The organism is Amycolatopsis camponoti (assembly GCF_902497555.1).
In the GTDB taxonomy this organism is placed as follows: domain Bacteria; phylum Actinomycetota; class Actinomycetes; order Mycobacteriales; family Pseudonocardiaceae; genus Amycolatopsis; species Amycolatopsis camponoti.
Map to the genome: position 1 here is coordinate 103,796 of NZ_CABVGP010000002.1, position 18,056 is coordinate 121,851.

Consider the following 18,056-nt stretch of genomic DNA (forward strand, 5'->3'; position numbering starts at 1 on the left):
ACCTTACTTGGTGCCCCCTACGGCTTTGACGGCCGGAATATCTCTTGCTTGGAAGTAGTTGAACGCGCATGTAAGATGGTGCTCGCGAAGGGAGCAGGTCATGCAGTTCGGAATCTTCTCGGTGGGCGACGTCACGACCGATCCCACGAACGGAACCACCCCGACGGAGCACGAGCGGATCAAGGCGATGGTCCGGATCGCGCTCAAGGCGGAGGAGGTCGGGCTCGACGTCTTCGCGACGGGCGAGCACCACAACCCGCCGTTCGTGCCGTCGTCGCCCACGACGATGCTCGGCCACATCGCCGCGCAGACGTCCAAGATCATCCTGTCGACGTCGACGACGCTGATCACCACGAACGACCCGGTGAAGATCGCCGAGGACTTCGCGATGCTCCAGCACCTGGCCGACGGCCGTGTCGACCTCATGATGGGTCGCGGCAACACCGGCCCGGTGTACCCGTGGTTCGGGGAGGACATCCGCCAGGGCATCCCGCTGGCGATCGAGAAGTACGCGCTGCTGCGCCGGCTGTGGCGCGAGGACGTCGTGGACTGGTCCGGCAAGTTCCGCACGCCGCTGCAGGGCTTCACGTCCACGCCCCGCCCGCTGGACGACGTGCCGCCGTTCGTGTGGCACGGGTCGATCCGCAGCCCGGAGATCGCCGAGCAGGCCGCGTTCTACGGCGACGGCTTCTTCGCCAACCACATCTTCTGGCCGACGTCGCACTTCCAGCAGCTGATCGCGTTCTACCGCCAGCGCTTCGAGCACTACGGCCACGGGACGGCGGACCAGGCGATCGTCGGGCTGGGCGGCCAGGCGTTCATCCGGCCCAAGTCCCAGGACGCGTGGAACGAGTTCCGCCCGTACTTCGACAACGCGCCGGTGTACGGCCACGGCCCGACGCTGGAGGAGTTCACCGACCAGACGCCGCTGACCGTGGGGAGCCCGCAGGAGGTCATCGACAAGACGCTGACGTTCCGGGAGCACTTCGGTGACTACCAGCGTCAGCTGTTCCTGATGGACCACGCGGGCCTGCCGCTGAAGACGGTGCTGGAGCAGCTCGACCTGCTGGGTTCGGAGGTCGTGCCGGTGCTGCGCAAGGAGCTGGACTCGCTGCGTCCCGCCCACGTGCCGGACGCTCCGACGCACGCTTCGCTGGTTTCGGCGGCCGCGGCTTCGGCTTCCGAGTCTGTTTCGACGGGGGTGTCGGCATGAAGCTCGCGGTGGTGACGGCGGGGCTGTCGGTCCCGTCGTCGACCCGGCTGCTGGCCGACCGCCTGGCGGCGGCCACGGTCGCCGCGTCGACGTCGCCGGTGTCGGTTTCGGTGGTGGAGCTGCGGGACATCGCGGTGGACGTCACGAAGAACATGCTGACCGGGTTTCCGAGCCCGGAGCTGCGCGCGGCGATCTCGACGGTGGTCGACGCGGACGCGCTGATCGTGGTGACGCCGGTGTTCACGGCCGGGTACAGCGGGCTGTTCAAGTCGTTCTTCGACGTGCTGGACGCGGACTCGCTGGTGGGCAAGCCGGTCCTGCTGGGAGCGACGGGCGGGACCGAACGGCATTCCCTGGTCCTGGACTACCAGCTGCGGCCGTTGTTCGGGTACTTGAAGGCGGACCCGGTCGCGACCGGGGTGTACGCGGCTTCGTCGGACTGGGGCAGCGGAGAGGGCGCGCTGCAGCGCCGGATCGAGAAGGCGGGGGCGGAGTTGGCTTCGCTCGCCGCCGGCCGCCCCGCGGTGGCCGAGGAGCCGGCGTTCGTGCCGTTCGACCAGCTGCTGGCGGGCATCGGCGAGTGAGGGGCCGCCGCTCTGCCGGGGCGCGTTAGGGTGGGGCGATGGGGTCGATCAGGCAGGTTCAGATCACGTTCGACTGCGCGGAACCCGAGCGCGTGGCCCGGTTCTGGTGCGAGGTGCTGGGGTACGAGGTCCCACCGCCGCCGGAGGGGTTCGCGACGTGGGCCGATTTCGACCGGTCGCTGCCTCCGGAGCGCCAGGGAGCGGCGTTCGCTTGCGCCGACCCGTCGGGCGTGGGGCCGCGGCTGTTCTTCCAGCGCGTGCCGGAGGGCAAGGTCGTGAAGAACCGGGTGCACTTGGACGTGCGGGTGGGGACCGGGCTGGTGGGGGAGGAGCGTCTGGCCGCGCTCGAGGCCGAGTGTGCGCGGTTGGTCGAGCTGGGCGCCGTGGTCGTGGAGGTGCTGCGGGCTGATGGGTTCAACGAGTCTTGCATCGTGATGCAGGACGTGGAGGGCAACGAGTTCTGCCTCGACTGACAGCGAGCTGGGCGGGGGCTTGGAGTCGCTTGTCAGTACGAATTCGGGATGGCCGCTGATCGTCCGGGCCGTCGATGACCGGCGGGTCGCTGCCGCTCGTGGGTTGTGAATGACCTGGGGTGCAGCATGCCGGAGTCACAGAGCTGTCGGTGTCGGCGCGGCTGAGCTGGGGGCCCAGGCTGTGATCTCGCCGAGCGGCTTGTGGATTGCTCGGGGCGTGGGTGTAGGCCCGCAGCCGGTGGCTGCGGGCCTTTCCCATGTCCTGTTCAGGCCGCGAACGGCAACGGTTGATGAAGGTTGTTGCGCCTGGGTTTTCGGCGTTTGTCCAGGAACACCGGTGGCAAGAACTCAGGCAACCCGTCGGCGGCGATGCGGACCTGCCAACCGGAACGGTGCAGGAGCCGGTGATGGTGGGCGCACATCAGGACCAGGTTGCCCAGCTCGGTCGGGCCGCCATCAGCCCAGTGGCGGATGTGGTGACCTTGGCAGTGGCGGGGTGGGCGGTGGCAGCCGGGGAAGGCGCAGCCGCGGTCGCGCAGGTAGAGGGCACGGCGGATTCCCGGCGGGACCAGGCGGCGCTGGCGGCCGAGGTCGAGAGGTTCGCTCTTCGCTCCCAGGACGGCGGGGATGAGCATGCAGTCACAGGCGTGGATCCGGGCCTCGGCCGCGGAGATCGTGCCAAGATCGCCGAGGGTGGCTCGACCGGTGCGCGCCTGGGGTCGGCTTCCGTCGCCGAGGATCCCTTGGCCAAGGCCCGTCTTCAGGTCCTCCAGCGACACCGCGACCATCACGTGGGCTCGCTCGCCGGCCTGCATCGGCAACTCCGGGGAGTTCAACGCCAGGTCGATCGCGTCGGAGAACGCGTCGCCGTAACGTTCCTGCGGCGAGCGCAAGTCCGCGCCTTCCTCGCCGCTCTGGCGTTGCGCAAGAGAATCCAGCAAGGCGCTGGCCCGGGTGCCGGTCTCGTCGTCGAAACGGCCGTTCAGCTCCCACGTCCCGGTTCTTTTGCGGCGCAACGAAAGTTCGCGGCGAGGGACGGCCGGTTCGGTGGTGTCGGGTTCGGCGCCGTCAGGGTCGAGGTGGGCCAGAATCCGCGCACCCAACGCGGCGACCTGCTTGTGCCCGGCATCGGAGGCGAAGGACAGCAGATGCTGCTCAGCGTCGGCGCGGTGTTCGAGTGGGACTTGCGTCATCACCCCGACGATCGTGTCGATCATCGGGGTGCTCAACCGGCCAGCCGAGGCAGCAACCCCAGTGGCAGGAGCGACAGCAGCCACCGGAGTGCCGTCAAGCGCGCAGCCCGGTGTGAGAGCCCGGGCACGCTTCACCACGGCTTCAGCGGCAGCCTTGGGCACATCGGCCAGATGCTCGAAAAGCCGCGCCACAGAACGATATCCGAACAGCTCCATAACTCCGCGCGACTCGATTTCCGCGAGCAGCGAACCGATCTCCGCCTCCGCAGACCGCACAACGGTGAGCAGAGCGGAGATGCGGTCGGCCAAAGCCACCGCATCCGCTTTCCACACCGCTTCGCTGTCCACAAACCAAGATTACCGCCGCCCGAACGCATGTTCATCACTCGATCAGGTGGAAGCAAGGAGTCCGGCAGGGACACCGTCGCGTGGGGAATCGGCGCTCCCGCACCGAGCGGCGAACAACCACAGGCAGGCGCCGATTTCCCACGCCCCGGCGAAGCCGCATCTTTAAGACTGTGGGTAGCAGACCCGATAACGCAAGTGAGTAACCCCAGCCCCGGCAACAACCTCGACTCGTTCCAAGGAAGCCGAATCAAGAGAAGAGAAGTACCGTACCCCCTCACCGAGAACGACGGGCACGAGATCAATCCGAACCTCATCGAGAAGCCCAAGCTTCAAGCACTGCTGGGCAATACTCGGCCCGGAGACGCCCACCGTCCCGTCCCCCGCAGCCTTGGCCGACTCGATCGCCTCCGAGACAGAAGACACGAAAGTGAACGGCGCCAGGGAAGAAGCGGGCCAGTCCGAAGGTGGAGGCCGGTGCGTGACGACGAAAGCGGCGCCTCCGCCAGGCGGGTTCCCGCCCCAGCCGCGCGTGTACTCGAACACCCGTCGCCCGCAGACGAACGCGCTGTGGCGGACCGAGTCCAAAAAGGAGCTCAGGTAGTCCGCGCTGGACGGGGAAACGCGGAAGGTGATCGGGTAACCGACCATCGGCACCTCCACGTCTCCCGCGGTGTACCAGTCGAACAGTGGCCCGACCGAATCGTCGGGCCGCGCCACGAACCCGTCCAGTGACATGCAGAAGCTCGCTACCACGCCGGTCATCTCAGTCCGCCAGCACCTTGTCGAGCCGTTCGTACGACTCCGTGATCCCGCGGCTCATCCCGCTCTCCAGTGCCGCGTCGCGTGCCTCCACCGACGGGAACACCGACTGCGTCACGATGCGCGTGCGGCCGTCGCCGAGGTCGGTCAGCGCCAGCGAGTCGAGCGTGACTTCGCCGGGCGCGCCCAGGAACTCGAAAGTCTGGACGATCCGGTCGGCGCTCACCGTGTGGTACACGCCCCGAAAACGGTACTCGCCGCGCTCGTCGCGGTGGATGTAGTCGTACGTACCCCCTGATCGGGCGTCGAACTCGACGATCTCCATCTCCATCCCGTGCGGGCCCAGCCAGCGCACGATCAGCTCGGGATCGGTGTGCGCGCGCAGGACCGCCGACGGCGGGGCCGCGAACTCGCGCGTGATCTCGATGAACGGCGTTCCCGGCTGGGCGGTGATCGTGGTGCTCATGGCCTTTCCTCCAGGGTGTCCAGGACGGCGTCGAGGCGCCGGTAGCTGCGTTCGGTGGCCAGCCGGTACGTGTCGATCCAGCTGGTCAGGGCTTCGAGGGCGGACGGCACGAGGTGGCACGGCCGGCGCTGCCCGTCGCGGCTGCGCGTGATCAGGCCGGCCTGCTCCAGCACCTGGATGTGCCGCGACACCGCCTGCTTCGTGATCGCGAAGGGCTCGGCCAGCTCGTTGACCGTCGCTTCGCCGCGGGACAGCCGCGCGACCAGCGCCCGGCGGACCGGGTCGCCGAGTGCGGTGAACGCGCGGTCCAGCGCCTCCTCGTCAACCGTCATCTTTATCAACCAATCTGTTTATCAACCTATGTGTTGACTATAGGCGGGCTGTCAAGACCTGCCGAAAGTCGGGGGTGGCCGACGTCGTCCGGCAGCGGCCCGCGACCTCGCCCGCTCCCTACGTTGACCCTCATGACCAGGCTCTTCCTCGTCCTCGCGGTGCTCCTGCTCGGCACCGCGGCCCCGGCGGCCGCCGCGACGAACGGCATCGACGCGTACGTCCGCGCCTACCTCGACCACACCGGCCTGCCCGGCGCCGCGGTCGCCGTCACCCACAACGGTGACGTTGTCCGCGTTGCCGGCTATGGCCACGACGCCGACGGCGCGCCGCTCACCGCGTCGACCCGGCTGCCGGTCGCGTCGCTGAGCAAGTCCATGACGGCCTTCGCCGTGCTCCAGCTCGTCGAACAAGGCCGGCTCGGGCTGGACGAGCCCGTGACGCGCTACCTGCCCGGGTTCCGGCTCGCCGACGAGCGCGGCGCGCGGATCACCGTCCGGATGCTGCTCGACCAGACGTCCGGGATGGCCGACTCCGCGTTCCCCGACCTGCGGCTGTCCCAGCCGCACACGCTCGCCGAGGCCGTCGACCGGCTGCGGGACGCCCCGCTCGCGAGCGAACCCGGCGCGGAGTTCCACTACCACAACCCGAACTACGAGGTGGCCGCCCGGATCGTCGAGGTCGTGGCCGGGCAGCCGTTCGCGGACCACCTCCGGACGCGGCTGTTCGCGCCGCTCGGGATGGCGTCGAGCACCACTGTGGACGGGCCGCCGGCCGGGACCGCCGGGTACGTCCGGGCGTTCGGGTTCGAGGTCCCGGTGGCCGAACCGGACTGGTTCACCGGTGGCAGCCACGGCGTCGTCACCACCGCCGAGGACCTGGCGAAGTGGCTGGCGGCGCAGCGGGACGGCGGCGGCGCGCTCTCCCCGGAGTCGGCCGCGCTGGCGCACACCCCCGCGCCCGGCCGCGACTACGCGCTGGGCTGGCGCGTGCGGGACGGCCTGGTGTCGCACACCGGCGAGTGGTTCAGCCACACCGCGGCGCAGATCCTGCTCCCGGACGGCTACGGCATCGCGGTGGTGACGACCATGGGGATGGCGTTGGACAACGAGGCCGAGCTGCTCGCGCGGGACATCGCGACGCTGGTCCAGGGCGGATCGCCGGAGCCCGCGCTGCCGGCCGGGGTGCTCGCGGACCGGGTGCTCGCGGCGTTGGCGTTGATCGCCGTGGGACTCGCCGTGGTGGGTGTGCGGCGGGCCCGGCGGAAGCTCCGGTGGTGGCGGGTCGTGCCGCCGTTGCTGCCGCTCGTCCCGCTCGCTTTCCTGCCGCAGCTGCTCGGGGTGGTATTCGCCGGAAGACGGGGTACCTACGGCCAAGTGCTCTACGTCTGGCCGGGGCTCGTGGCCGCGCTCGCCGTGCTGGCGCTGGCGGGCCTGACCGTGGCCGTGGCGAGGGCGCGGGCCCTCGTGAGTGGCACGCGGGCCCGCAACCCGGAAGAATCGGGCGAAACGAGGGGAGACGCCCAGTGGGCATCGGCAAACAGGCGAAGCGGATCCTGATCACGGTGGCGGGTGCCGTCCTGCTGATCGTCGGGGTGCTGCTGCTGGTCCTGCCCGGCCCCGGGCTGCTGCTCGTGCTCGCCGGGCTCCTGCTGCTCGCGTCGGAGTTCCCGGCGCTCGAGCGGTACGTCGACCCGGTGCGCGACCGCGCGATGAAGGCGGCCGAGGAGAGCGTGTCGTCGCCGCTGCGGATCGCCGGATCGGTGCTGGCCGGGCTGGCGCTGCTGGCGGCGGGGATCGTCTGGGGCACGGTGAAGTCGCTGCCGTTCAGCGGCTGGAGCACCGGGTCGAGCCTGATCCTGTCGTCGGTGATCCTGTTCGCGCTGCTGATCTGGAGCTACCGGCGGGTCAAGACGCGCCGGGAGGCCGCCCACCGCGGCTGAGGGCGATACTGTCGGCGCCATGAGCGCCGGATTCCAGCGAGCCCGGCGGCCCGAGCAGATCGAGGCGCGCCGCACCGCGATCCTCGCCGCCGCGCGGGAGCTGCTGGCCGAGCGGCCGGTCGCCGACATCAGCCTGCGGGAGCTGGCCTGCCGCGTCGGGCTCGCGAAGTCCAATGTGCTCCGCTACTTCGACAGCCGCGAGGCGGTCTTCCTCGAAGTCCTCGACGCCGAGTGGTCGGCGTGGCTGGACGCGCTCGCGCTCGGGGAGCCGGGCCCGGCGGAGCCCGGCTTCGCGCGCGAAGAGCGTGTCGCGGGGAAGATCGCCGCGACGCTCGCCGAGCGGCGGTCGCTGTGCGAGCTGATCAGCGCGATGGCGCCGGTGCTGGAACGCAACATCTCGCCGGAGTTCGCCCGCAGCTTCAAGGGCCGCGCGGCGGCCAGCACCGAGCGGCTCGGCGAGCTGGTCCGGAAACGGGTGCCGGAGCTGTCGGCCGACGGCGCCCGGCAGTTCGCCCTCGGCGTGGTGATCATCGTGTCGGGGGCGTGGCCGTACGCCAACCCGACCGACGCCGTCGCGGCGGCCGCGGCCGAGCTGGGCGGGATGCCGACGTTCGCGGAGGCGCTGGCCGAGGGGCTCACGAACCTGCTGGCCGGCCTCGTCGCGCGGCGGCGGTGACCAAGCCGGTCGCGCCGGACAGCACCGCCCTCATGGTTCGGTCACCGGCAGCAAACCGCGCTCGCCGAAGACCTTCTTCGCGACCGCTGTCGCGTTCAGCGCCCGCGGGAATCCGCAGTACGCGGCCGACTGCAGCAGCGCCTCGACGATCTCCTCGGGGGTGAGCCCGGCGTTCAAGGACGCGTTGACGTGCACCTCCAGCTGCGGCTCGCACCCGCCGAGTGCGGTCAGCATGCCGAGCGTCACGAGCTGGCGGTCCCGTGGCACGAGCGCCGGGCGCGTGTAGATCTCGCCGAAGCCCCAGGAGACGAGGCTGTCGGCCAGTTTCGGTGAGATGTCGGCGAGGCTGTCGAGCACGCGCTGGGCGGTTTGCTCGCCGTTGAGGTCGATCAGGGCCTCACGGCCGCGTTCGAAGCGATCTTCGGTCATGGCCGCGACGGTAGTGGCTGGAGCGCGCTCCAGGACAACCGTGACGGCCACCCCGGCGGGTGGCCGTCACGGGGCGCGGTCAGACCGCGTGAGTCACCCGATTCGCCGCGCTCGCGGCCGGGTCGACGTAATAACTGGTGTACGACTTGTCCGTGCGTTGCCCGGCCGCGTTGACGCTCCACGCGTCCACGTACAGCCAGATCTTGGTGTCGGTCGCCGGTGCGGTGAACTCGAACGCCCCGGTGCCGTCCGCGCCCGGCTGGACCACCACGTCCGGCCCCGTTTCGCCGTTCGGCCTGATGCGGTAGCCGTACGCCGCCAAGCCGGGCTGCACCGGCGTCAGCGTGCAGTGGACCACCTGGCCGGGCCGCAGGTTGCCCGTCGCGTCACAGACGAGCGGCGGGGCGGCCGACTTCGGGTAGAAGCGGTAGTACCCCGGCTGGGAAACCCAGCCGTCGGCGGACGTGCTCGTCACGTCGAGGTACTGCGTGTCGGTGGTGAGCGGCGTCAGGACGACGCTCGCCGTGCCGTCCGGCCCCGCGGGCACCGTGACCGGCGCCGCCCCGAAGTACGAGTACGTGTAGCTCACGACGCCCGGGAGCTGCGACGAGAACGTGAACGTGCCCGGCGTCGTGACGTAGCCGCCTTCGCAGCACTCGGGGAATTCGGTGCTCGTGATGGCCGGCCCGTCCGAGCCGACCTGCACGCTCTCCTCGTTCGTCGCCGACACGAGCCCGGCCGCGGTCGTCGTGGACACCCGGATCGTGTGGTAGTACGGCCGGTCCGGCACCACGGTGACCCGCGCCGTGCCGTCCGGGCCCACCGGGACGGTCGCCGGCTCGCCGTAGTCCCAGTCGTAGGTGAACGACGTCGACCCCGGCAGCACGGCGTGCAGCGTCAGGACGACCGGCTTGCCGACCATGGCGTCGGCGGGCGCGTCGACCGTGGGCGCGCCCCGGTCGATGTCGATCTGGCCGCCGCCGTCGCCGGACAGGTTCCCATTGGTCATCCGGGCCCGCACGCTGACGCGGTAGGACTTCGCGGCGTCGGTCGGGGTGACGCTGATCGCCGCGGTGCCGTCCGGGCCCGCGGGCAGGGTGACCTCCGGCCCGTTGTCGATCTTGTAGAGGTACTCGGTGGCGCCGTCGGTGCCGTGCGGGGCGAACGTGCACTGCCGGGTCTCGCCGAGGAAGGCGCGGGCCGGGGTGCACGTCATCGACGGACCGTTGCGGGCCACGAAGAACCGGTAGTCGCCCGACGGCCCGTAGTTCCCGGCGGTGTCGAGGCCGTAGGCGGACATGCTCATCGGGCCGTCGTCGCGCGGGGTGTACCGGACGGTGGCCTTGCCGCCGGGCCGGTCGGTCGCGACGTAACCGCTGTCGGTGTAGCCGGCCTGCCACTGGAAGCCGACGACCTGGGTGTCGCCGCCCGCGTCGAGGGTGAAGTCACCCGGGATGCCGACGCCGCCCTTGCCGGGCACCTCGTACACGTAGTCGGTCGAGGTGATCACCGGCGCCGTGGCCGGCGGGGTGAAGTCCGTGGTGAACCGGCAGGTTTCGCTCCACGCGCTCGTGGCCAGGCTGTCCTTCGCCCGGACCTGCCACGCGTAGGTGACGCCGTCCGCGAGCCGGCTGTCGGGGTCGAAGTACGCGCCGGAGCCATAGACGTCGTCCGTGCCGGTCGCGCGCTGGTCGGGGTGGTCCACCGGCCACCAGGCGAACTCGGCCGTGAAGCTGTAGTCGTCCGGATCGCTGACGGTGGCCGACATCGCGGCGCCGCCGTGGCGGACGAGCGGTGTCTCGGCGCAGGCGTGCGTGCCGGTCTTGAGCGCGGTCGGTGTCGCCGGCGGCTGGTTCTTCTCCAGGCTCACGTACAGCAGCGGCCGGTACGTGCGCCCGAACCGCGGGTTGTGCTGCTGGCCGTCTGGCAGGCGCAGCACCATCGTCAGCGACGTGCGGCCGGCGTCGATCGCCTGCTGCAGCACCGGTGCGGCGTCCCAGTCGAGGTAGTCCGACGGGCAGACGTCGAGACTGCCCGGCCCGGCCAGCTTGGTGAGCTCGCGAGGCTGGTCGTTCCAGGTCGGCGCCTTCTTCGCCGGGGCCGTGACCCACAGCTCGGTGCCGCGGGGCGCCGAGCAGTCGGCGACCGCCGTCTCCTTTCCGGACAGCTCCGCGGAAAGCACCTTGGCGCCGCGCAGCCCGGAGAGGTCGAAAGTGAAGTAGGACTTCGAAACGTGCTTCTGGCCGTGGTCGACCTTCGCGCCGATCGGCGCGTCGCCGGCCGGGTTGACGAAGCTCTTCCCCGGCTGGGCCGAGTCGATGTACGACCACGACGTCGACTGGATCGACGTGATCTGCGTGGCCGAAGCCGGCAGCGCCGTGCCGGCCATCAGCAGTGCCGCCGTGGCGGCGACGATGCCCGCTTTCGTTCTTCGAGAGCCCAAAAGGCTCACCCCCTGAAGTGCGAAACCCGGGGACCACGATCGCGGTCCCCGGGCTCAACACGCCTCAGGTGTGCTTCCGGTTGCCTACTTCCCGCTGGAGTACAACGCGCTCACGTCCGCGTCGGACAGGGCCCGGTCGTAGACGTGGACCTGGTCGACCGCGCCGTTGAGGTAGTCGACCGGACCGCCGCCGTACTTGCCGCGGCCGATCACCGTGTGGCCCGTCGAGGCGTCGCCGAGGCAGACGCTCTTCGTGGCCGCCAGCTGCCCGTCGACGTACAGCTTCAACGTGCCCGAAGCCGCGTCGCGGACGCCGACCACGTGGTACCAGCGGTTCGCCTCGGGCGCCGCCGGCGCCAGGGCACGCGTGCCCACGAAGCTCATCGCCAGCCGGTGGTCCTGGCCCGAGTACTGCAGGAAGAACGCGCTGGTGTTGTCGCCGTCCTGGCTCACGATCGTCTGGAAGCCGTCACCGACGGCGTTGAACTTCACCCACGCCGCCGCGCTGTAGCTGCCTTCGGTGTTCACCAGGGACGCGCCCGTGTCGGCGTACTGGCCCGACCCGTTCACCGCCAGCGCCGAACCGCTCTTGCCCTCGGTCCAGGACGCGCCGCCGACGAGCGTGGCGTCGTGGTCGCCGACGCTGTCCGCGGCCGTGGTGCCCGCGTTCTCGTCGAAAGGGTACGCCGCGATGCCGTCGATGCCCGGCGTGCCCGCGGGCACCGACGGGCCCGAAACGGGCGTACCCGTCGCGCCCTTGATGACCGCGAGGTTCGCCGCGCGGACCGCCGCGAAGTCCATCTTCTGCACCTGCCGGTCGTAGGTGAAGAAGCCGTTGACCTCCTTCTCGACGTCCGTGGTCTGCGTGTAGACGCCGGCCGAGACGCCGCAGCGCTGGGCGACCAGCAGCAGGCGCTGCTGGAGTTCGCCGTAGCGCCGGGTCAGCGTCGCGCTGTCGGGCTCCATCTCGTAGGCGAAGCTGCCCGCCGCGTCGAACTCGTGGCCCGCGACCTTGAGGCCGAGGCCGCCGTACTCGCCGTCGACGGCCGCCCGGGTTCCGGTCTGCACCGGCGTTCCGGGGCCCGTGTAGGTGTGGTCGTCGTAGATGTCGCCGCGACCACTGTCCGGTTCGGACCTACAGCAGTTGACGCCGGACTCGGCGTTCACCAAGCGCGAGGGATCCCACGACTTGACCTCGTCCGCGATCCGGCCGACCTCGTAGTCGCCCCAGCCTTCGTTGAACGGCACCCACGTGACGATCGACGGGAAGCTGCGGTGCTGGTCGATCATCCGCTTCATCTCGGACTCGTAGTTGACGCGCGACGCGGCCGACGGCTCGACGTCGTCCTTCATCGCCGGCATGTCCTGCCAGACCAGCAGGCCCAGCTTGTCGGCGTAGTAGTACCAGCGGTCCGGCTCGACCTTGATGTGCTTGCGCACCATGTTGAAGCCGAGCGCCTTCTCCTGCTCCAGGTCGAACTTCAGCGCCGCGTCGGTCGGTGCGGTGTAGATGCCGTCCGGCCAGAAGCCCTGGTCGAGCGGGCCGACCTGCATGACGAACTTGCCGTTGAGCAGCATCCGCTGCTTGCCGTCGGCGGTCTTGCCGACGCTGATCGACCGGATGCCGAAGTACGAACCCACTTCGTCGCCACCGGAGAGCTTCACCCGCAGGTCGTAGAGGAACGGGTCGTCCGGCGACCACAGGTGCGGCCGGTCCACCTTGAGCTTCAACGGCTTGTTCGCGTCGCCGGACACGCGTCCGACCGGGCGGCCGTGGTCGTAGGCGGTCGCTTCGACGCGCTGCTTCACCGGTCCGCCGACCAAGGCGTTCACCGTGACCGAGCCACTCGCCACGTCCGGGGTGACGTCGAGCCGGTCGATGTACGCGGTCGCGACCGGCTCCATCCAGACGGTCTGCCAGATGCCGGAGGACGGCGTGTAGAAGATGCCGTCGCCGGGCTGGCGCTGCTTGCCGATCGGCTGCCCGCCCTGGTCGTTCGGGTCGGCGACGCCGACCACGATCTCCTGGGTCTTGGCTGTGGTCAGCGCGTTGGTGACGTCGACGGAGAACGCGTCGTAGCCGCCGGTGTGGCGGGCGACGGTCTTGCCGTTGACGATCACCGTGGCGTCGTAGTCGACGGCCTGGAAGTGCAGCTGCAGCCGCTGTCCCTTGCCGATCTGCCAGTTCTTGGGGACCTCGAACGTGCGGCGGTACCACATGTTCGTCTCGTGGCGCATGATCCCGGACAGCGCGGACTCGACCGGGTACGGCACGAGGATCCGCTCGCCGAGCGTCTTGCCGATCGGCGCGGCCTCACCCGGGGCCGCCTTGGCGAACTCCCAGACGCCGTTGAGGTTCTGCCACTTGTCGCGGGTCAGCTGCGGCCGCGGGTAGTCGGGGAGCGCGTTCGACGGCGAGACGTCCTTGGTCCAGGGCGTCGACAACGGCGGGGTGAGCCGCTGCCACTGCGGTGCGTCGGCGGCGCTCGCGGCCGGCACGGTGCCGAGGCCGGCGACCGCGACGGCGAACGCCGCGGCGGCGGTCAGCCATCTCCGGGTTTTTCGGGCAGGACGGAACATCGTTGAGACCTCCTGGTGAGGGGGAAGGGACCTCAGCGGGTTCGGGAACGCGCCAGCAGGCGCTGGATCACCACGACGACGAGCAGGAAGGCCCCGCTCACCACCGTCTGGTAGTTGGAGTCGAGGGTGCCGATCTGGTTGATGACGTTCTGGATCAGCGTGCGCAGCAGCACGCCGACGAGGGTGCCGATGATCGTCCCGGCGCCGCCGGTGAGCAGCGTGCCGCCGATGACGACGACCGAGATCGCGTCCAGCTCGGTGCCGACGCCGATCACCGTGACGCCGGACTGCAGGTACGCGGCGGTGAGGACGCCGGCGAACCCGGCGAGCGCGCCGCTGAGCGTGTAGAGGCTGATCTTGGTGCGGGCCACCGGAAGGCCCATGAGCAGCGCGGACTGCTCGGCGCCGCCGATGGCAAACACCGACTGGCCGAACCGGGTGCGGCGCAGCAGCAGCCCGCCGAGGGCGAAGAGCACGAGGGTCAGGTAGACCGGGACGCCGATGCCGAAGATCGTGCCCTGCCCGAGCCAGAGGAACGCCGAGCCCGGGTCCACTTTGTACGTCGTCGCGCCCTCGGACGTCAGCGCCAGCAACAGGCCCCGGGCGAACAGCAGCGACGCCAGCGTGACGATGAAAGGCGCCATTCCGGTGCGCGCGATGAGCACGCCGTTGACGAAGCCGATCAGCGAACACACGGCCAGCGGCAACAGGATCGCGACGACCAGGCCGTACTGCGCGCCGTACGCGGCGAGGACGCCGCCGAGCGCGTAGTTCGAACCGACCGAGAGGTCGATGCCGCCGGAGATGATCACGAACGTCATGCCGAGCGCGATCACGGCGAGGAACGAGCCCTGCAGCACGAGGCTGCGCAGGTTGTCCGCGGTGCCGAAGTGCGGGAACGCGAACCACGCGGCGGCGACGCCGAGCACGAGCACGACGGCCGCGCCCTGACGTTGCAGGACACCGGCGAAAGCGGCGTTGCGCGCGTTCGTCTGAGTACTGGTGGCCGTCATCGGCTGCTCCGCTCGCGCGCGACGTAGACCGCGACGATGATGATGGCCGCCTGGACCATCTGCGCGGTGGAGTCCGGCAGGTTGTGCTTGATCAGGGTGGCCTGGACGAGCTGCATGAGCAGCGCGCCGAACACGGTGCCGAGCACGCGGACCCGGCCGCCGGTCAGCGGCGTGCCGCCGACGACGACCGCGGTGATCGCGGACAGCTCCATGAGCAGGCCGACGTCGCTCGGATCGCTGGCGGCCAGCCGCGACGTCGCCAGCACGCCGGCCATCGCGGCCAGTGCCCCGGAGATGACGTAGACGCTGATGAGCACGCGTTTCACCGGCAGCCCGGCCAGGGTGCTCGCGGTGCGGTTGCCGCCGACGGCGACCAGGTGCCTGCCGAACGTCGTGCGCTGCACGACCAGCCCGGCCAGCACCGCGAGCACGCCCGCGACGATGACCATGATCGGCACGCCCAGGAAGTCACCGGTACCCAGCTCCAGGAACTCCTGGTTGTGCAGCTGGACGAGCTGGCCGTGGGCGATCACGAGCGCGAGCCCGCGGCCGCCGACCAGCAAGGCGAGTGTCGCGATGATCGGCTGGATCCCCAGGTACGCCACCAGGTATCCGCTGAACAGGCCCGACACGATCCCGGCGATGACCGCGACGACGATCGCCGTCAGCGGGCCGGCGCCGAGGTAGAGCGGGATGAGCGCGGCCGAGATCGACATCACCGAGCCGACCGACAGGTCGATGCCCTCGGTGCCGATCACCAGCGCCATGCCGAGCGCGACGATGCAGACCGGCGCCGCCTGCACCAGCTGGGTGCGGAAGTTGGCCGCGGACAGGAAGTTCTCGGTGAACGCGATGTTGAACAGCAGCAGCACGACGACGGCCAGGTAGACGCCGTAGTTCTGCAGCCACGCCGTGACTTTCGCGCGGTCGGGGGTCTTCGTCAGGGTGGCGCTAGACATCGTTGTCAGCCTCGGCTGCGATCGCGGTCAAGACGTTCTCCTCGGTGATGCGGTCGCCGGTCAGCTCGCCGACGACCGAGCCGTCGCGCAGCACGACCACGCGGTCGGAGCCGTCGATCAGCTCTTCCAGCTCGGACGAGATGAGCAGCACGCCGAGCCCTTCCTGCGCGAGCTCGTCGATCAGCGCCTGCACTTCGGCCTTGGCGCCGACGTCGATGCCGCGCGTCGGCTCGTCGAGCAGGAGGATCTTCGGACCGGTGGCGAGCCAGCGGGCGAGCAGTACCTTTTGCTGGTTGCCGCCCGACAGCTCGGACACCTTCTGCTCCGGGCTGGACGCCTTGATCCGCAGGCGTTCCATGAAGATCTTCACGACCTTGTCCTGCTTGGCCTTGCTGACCAGGCCGAACGGCGAGAGCGTCGGCAACGCGGCCAGCACGATGTTCTCGCGCACGGACAGGTTCGGGATGATCCCGTCGGTCTTGCGGTCCTCGGCCAGCAGCGCGATCCCGGCCCGCATGGCGGCCTTGATCTTGCCCTTCTTGAGCGGTTTCCCGGCGAGGAGCACGGATCCGCCGTCGAGCGGGAACGCGCCGACGATGGCCCGCGCGGTCTCGCTGCGGCCGGAGCCGAGCAGACCGGCCAAGCCCACGACCTCGCCGGGCCGGATGCTCACCGAGACGTCGTGCAGCTTCCGCATGCCGGACAGGTGTTCCGCCTTGAGCAACGGCTCGCGCTCGACGTCGTGTTCCTCGCCGAACGCCGTGACGCCCTCTTCGCGGATCTGCTTGATTTCGCGGCCGAGCATCTTGGACACCAATTCGATGCGTGGCAGGTCCTTCAACGGTCCACTGTGGACGACCCGGCCGTCGCGCAGCACCGTGACGCTCTCGCAGACCCGGTACAGCTCGTCCATCCGGTGGCTGACGTAGACGATCGCGATGCCTTCCGCGTGCAGGCGGTTCAGCACCTCGAAGAGCGTCTCGACCTCGCGCGGCTCGAGCGACGACGTCGGTTCGTCCATGATGACGACCTTGGCGTCGGTCGAGACCGCGCGAGCGAGGGCGACCATCTGCTGCGCCCCGACCGCCAGGGTGTGCAGCGGGCGCTTGACGTCGTCGTCGATGCCGTAGCCCTTGAGCAGCTCGCGGGCATCGGCGTACATCTTGGACCAGTCGACGAGGCCGGCCTTCGTGCGCGGCTCGCGGCCGAGGAAGACGTTACCGGCGATGCTCATCAGCGGGACGAGGTTGACCTCCTGGTAGATCGTGGAGATCCCGGCCCGCTGCGCGTCGATCGGCTGCTTGAACGTCACCGGCTCGCCGAGGTGGCGCACCTCGCCCTCGTCGGGCTGGTAGACGCCGGTGAGCACCTTGATGAGCGTGGACTTGCCCGCGCCGTTCTCGCCGACGAGCGCGTGCACCTCGCCCGGCCGGAGCGCGAAGCTGACGTCGTCGAGCGCGAGGGTGCCGGGGAACCGCTTGGTCACCCCGGCCACCTCGAGCACCGGTGCGGTCGTCATGGCGACGTCCTCTTCGGTGGCTGCCGTCATCAGTACGCGTTCCCGACCTTCTGGGACGCGTTGGTCTCGTCGTACTGGTCGTCGGTGATGACGACCGAGGCCGGGATGGCTTCGCCGCTCTCGAACTTCTGCAGCGTCTGGAAGGCCAGCGGGCCGAAGCGCGGGTTGGACTCGATCACGGCGTTGTAGCTGCCGTCGGCGATGAGCTGCACGGCGTTGCGGGTGCCGTCGATGGAGACGACCTTGACGTCCTTGCCCGGCGTCTTGCCCGCCGTCTTCAGCGCGTTGACCGCGCCGACGCCCATCTCGTCGTTCTCGGCGTACACCGCGGTGATGTCGGGGTGGCTCTGGATGAGCTGCTCCATCACGGCCTGGCCCTTGGAGCGGTCGAACTCGCCGGTCTGCTCGGCGACCACGGACAGCCCGGACGTCTTGGCCAGCTCGTCCTTGAAGCCCTTGGTGCGGTCGGTGGTCACGTTGTTGCCGGACGAGCCGAGCAGGATCGCGACCTTGCCGGTGCCGCCGGTGACGCGGGCCATCTCCTGCGCGGCGCGCTTGCCCTGCTCGACGAAGTTCGAGCCGATGAAGGTCAGGTAGTCGGTGCAGGGCTGCGACGTCACCTTGCGGTCGATGGTGACGACCGGGACCTTCTTGGCCTTCGCCGCGTCGAGCGCGGGCTGGAGGCCGTCGGAGTTCAGCGGCGCGACGACGAGCAGCTGCGCGCCGCGGTCGAGCATCGACTTGATGTCGCTGATCTGCTTGTTCAGGTCGCTCTGGGCGTTCGTGACGAGCAGCTTGTCGCTCGCGATGCCGAGCTTGGCGGCTTCGTCCTTGATGGACTGCGTCTCGGCGATCCGGAAGGGGTTGGCTTCCTTTTCGGACTGTGAGAAACCGACTACCGCGGTCTTCAGGTCGACCTTCGGGTAACCGGTCTTGTCGATGGTGCAGCCGTCGGCGCTCGGGGCGACGGACTGCGCGGACGCGGCCGGGCCACCCCCGTTGGAGGGGGCGGCCGGGGTCTCTTCCCGGCTGGTGCAGGAGGTGAGGGTGAGCGCGGCGGCGGCCGCGGTGACCAGGACCAGGCGGGGACGGGTGGACAGCGGCACGGTGACTCCTCGGGCAGCGACGG

General features: G+C 69.9%; 17 protein-coding genes. 6 read left to right on the top strand and 11 right to left on the bottom strand.

Translation table 11 applies throughout. From position 1 onward, the window contains the following. Positions 1–100: 100 nt before the first annotated feature. Genes AA23TX_RS21270 through AA23TX_RS21280 form a run of 3 tightly spaced genes read left to right on the top strand, consistent with a single transcriptional unit; the run spans position 101 to position 2,270 of the window. Positions 101–1,213 (top strand): LLM class flavin-dependent oxidoreductase, encoded by a 1,113-nt coding sequence (locus AA23TX_RS21270; RefSeq protein WP_155544632.1) that lies wholly within the window; start codon positions 101–103, stop codon positions 1,211–1,213. Continuing rightward, positions 1,210–1,797: a CE1759 family FMN reductase gene (locus tag AA23TX_RS21275; protein WP_155544633.1), complete on the top strand. Its 588-nt coding sequence runs from the start codon at positions 1,210–1,212 to the stop codon at positions 1,795–1,797. Before AA23TX_RS21270 ends, AA23TX_RS21275 begins: the two co-directional genes overlap by 4 nt. Before the next feature lie 38 nt (positions 1,798–1,835). Further along, positions 1,836–2,270: a VOC family protein gene (locus AA23TX_RS21280; RefSeq protein ID WP_155544634.1), complete on the top strand. Its 435-nt coding sequence runs from the start codon at positions 1,836–1,838 to the stop codon at positions 2,268–2,270. A 266-nt stretch (positions 2,271–2,536) separates the two neighbouring features. Here AA23TX_RS21280 and AA23TX_RS21285 read toward each other — a convergent pair whose 3' ends face one another. The 4 genes from AA23TX_RS21285 to AA23TX_RS21300 all read right to left on the bottom strand — a co-directional run bounded on the left by AA23TX_RS21285 (position 2,537) and on the right by AA23TX_RS21300 (position 5,368). Continuing rightward, positions 2,537–3,811, bottom strand: coding sequence for an HNH endonuclease signature motif containing protein (locus tag AA23TX_RS21285; protein WP_155544635.1), 1,275 nt, complete (start codon positions 3,809–3,811; stop codon positions 2,537–2,539). Between the two features lie 162 nt (positions 3,812–3,973). Further along, positions 3,974–4,573 (bottom strand): dihydrofolate reductase family protein, encoded by a 600-nt coding sequence (locus tag AA23TX_RS21290; RefSeq protein WP_155544636.1) that lies wholly within the window; start codon positions 4,571–4,573, stop codon positions 3,974–3,976. 1 nt (position 4,574) lies between these two features. Next, a complete protein-coding gene (locus AA23TX_RS21295; protein WP_155544637.1) occupies positions 4,575–5,036 on the bottom strand; it encodes an SRPBCC family protein in 462 nt (153 codons plus the stop codon). Further along, a complete protein-coding gene (locus tag AA23TX_RS21300) occupies positions 5,033–5,368 on the bottom strand; it encodes an ArsR/SmtB family transcription factor (RefSeq protein ID WP_155544638.1) in 336 nt (111 codons plus the stop codon). The genes AA23TX_RS21295 and AA23TX_RS21300 overlap by 4 nt, the downstream gene beginning before the upstream one ends. A gap of 132 nt (positions 5,369–5,500) precedes the next feature. Here AA23TX_RS21300 and AA23TX_RS21305 point away from each other — a divergent pair, with 132 nt between their 5' ends. The 3 genes from AA23TX_RS21305 to AA23TX_RS21315 are packed head-to-tail and all read left to right on the top strand — an operon-like array spanning position 5,501 to position 7,984. Continuing rightward, positions 5,501–6,925, top strand: a complete 1,425-nt coding sequence (locus AA23TX_RS21305) for a serine hydrolase domain-containing protein (protein ID WP_155544639.1) — start codon at positions 5,501–5,503, stop codon at positions 6,923–6,925. Further along, positions 6,892–7,308, top strand: coding sequence for a PGPGW domain-containing protein (locus AA23TX_RS21310; protein ID WP_155544640.1), 417 nt, complete (start codon positions 6,892–6,894; stop codon positions 7,306–7,308). Before AA23TX_RS21305 ends, AA23TX_RS21310 begins: the two co-directional genes overlap by 34 nt. A 19-nt stretch (positions 7,309–7,327) precedes the next feature. After that, the gene (locus tag AA23TX_RS21315) at positions 7,328–7,984 is read left to right on the top strand and encodes a TetR/AcrR family transcriptional regulator (RefSeq protein ID WP_155544641.1); all 657 of its coding nucleotides are present in this window, start codon (positions 7,328–7,330) and stop codon (positions 7,982–7,984) included. A 30-nt stretch (positions 7,985–8,014) separates the two neighbouring features. Here the strand turns inward: AA23TX_RS21315 and AA23TX_RS21320 are convergent, their stop codons facing one another. From AA23TX_RS21320 to AA23TX_RS21350, 7 genes are all read right to left on the bottom strand, one after another. Beyond that, the gene (locus tag AA23TX_RS21320; protein WP_155544642.1) at positions 8,015–8,413 is read right to left on the bottom strand and encodes a carboxymuconolactone decarboxylase family protein; all 399 of its coding nucleotides are present in this window, start codon (positions 8,411–8,413) and stop codon (positions 8,015–8,017) included. Positions 8,414–8,492: 79 nt separating this feature from the next. Next, entirely contained in the window at positions 8,493–10,856 is a 2,364-nt protein-coding gene (locus tag AA23TX_RS21325) for a DNRLRE domain-containing protein (protein ID WP_155544643.1), read from the bottom strand. Positions 10,857–10,940: 84 nt separating this feature from the next. After that, positions 10,941–13,436 (bottom strand): LamG-like jellyroll fold domain-containing protein, encoded by a 2,496-nt coding sequence (locus AA23TX_RS21330; protein ID WP_155544644.1) that lies wholly within the window; start codon positions 13,434–13,436, stop codon positions 10,941–10,943. Positions 13,437–13,468: 32 nt separating this feature from the next. Further along, on the bottom strand, positions 13,469–14,449 hold the full coding sequence (locus AA23TX_RS21335) for an ABC transporter permease (RefSeq protein ID WP_155544645.1): 981 nt from the start codon (positions 14,447–14,449) through the stop codon (positions 13,469–13,471). Then, positions 14,446–15,408, bottom strand: coding sequence for an ABC transporter permease (locus AA23TX_RS21340; RefSeq protein ID WP_155544646.1), 963 nt, complete (start codon positions 15,406–15,408; stop codon positions 14,446–14,448). Before AA23TX_RS21340 ends, AA23TX_RS21335 begins: the two co-directional genes overlap by 4 nt. Beyond that, on the bottom strand, positions 15,401–16,957 hold the full coding sequence (locus tag AA23TX_RS21345) for a sugar ABC transporter ATP-binding protein (protein ID WP_155544647.1): 1,557 nt from the start codon (positions 16,955–16,957) through the stop codon (positions 15,401–15,403). The genes AA23TX_RS21340 and AA23TX_RS21345 overlap by 8 nt, the downstream gene beginning before the upstream one ends. Then, positions 16,957–18,033 carry an ABC transporter substrate-binding protein gene (locus tag AA23TX_RS21350; protein WP_155544648.1) on the bottom strand — a complete coding sequence of 359 codons (1,077 nt, stop codon included), beginning with the start codon at positions 18,031–18,033 and terminating at the stop codon, positions 16,957–16,959. The genes AA23TX_RS21345 and AA23TX_RS21350 overlap by 1 nt, the downstream gene beginning before the upstream one ends. Between the last annotated feature and the right edge of the window lie 23 nt (positions 18,034–18,056).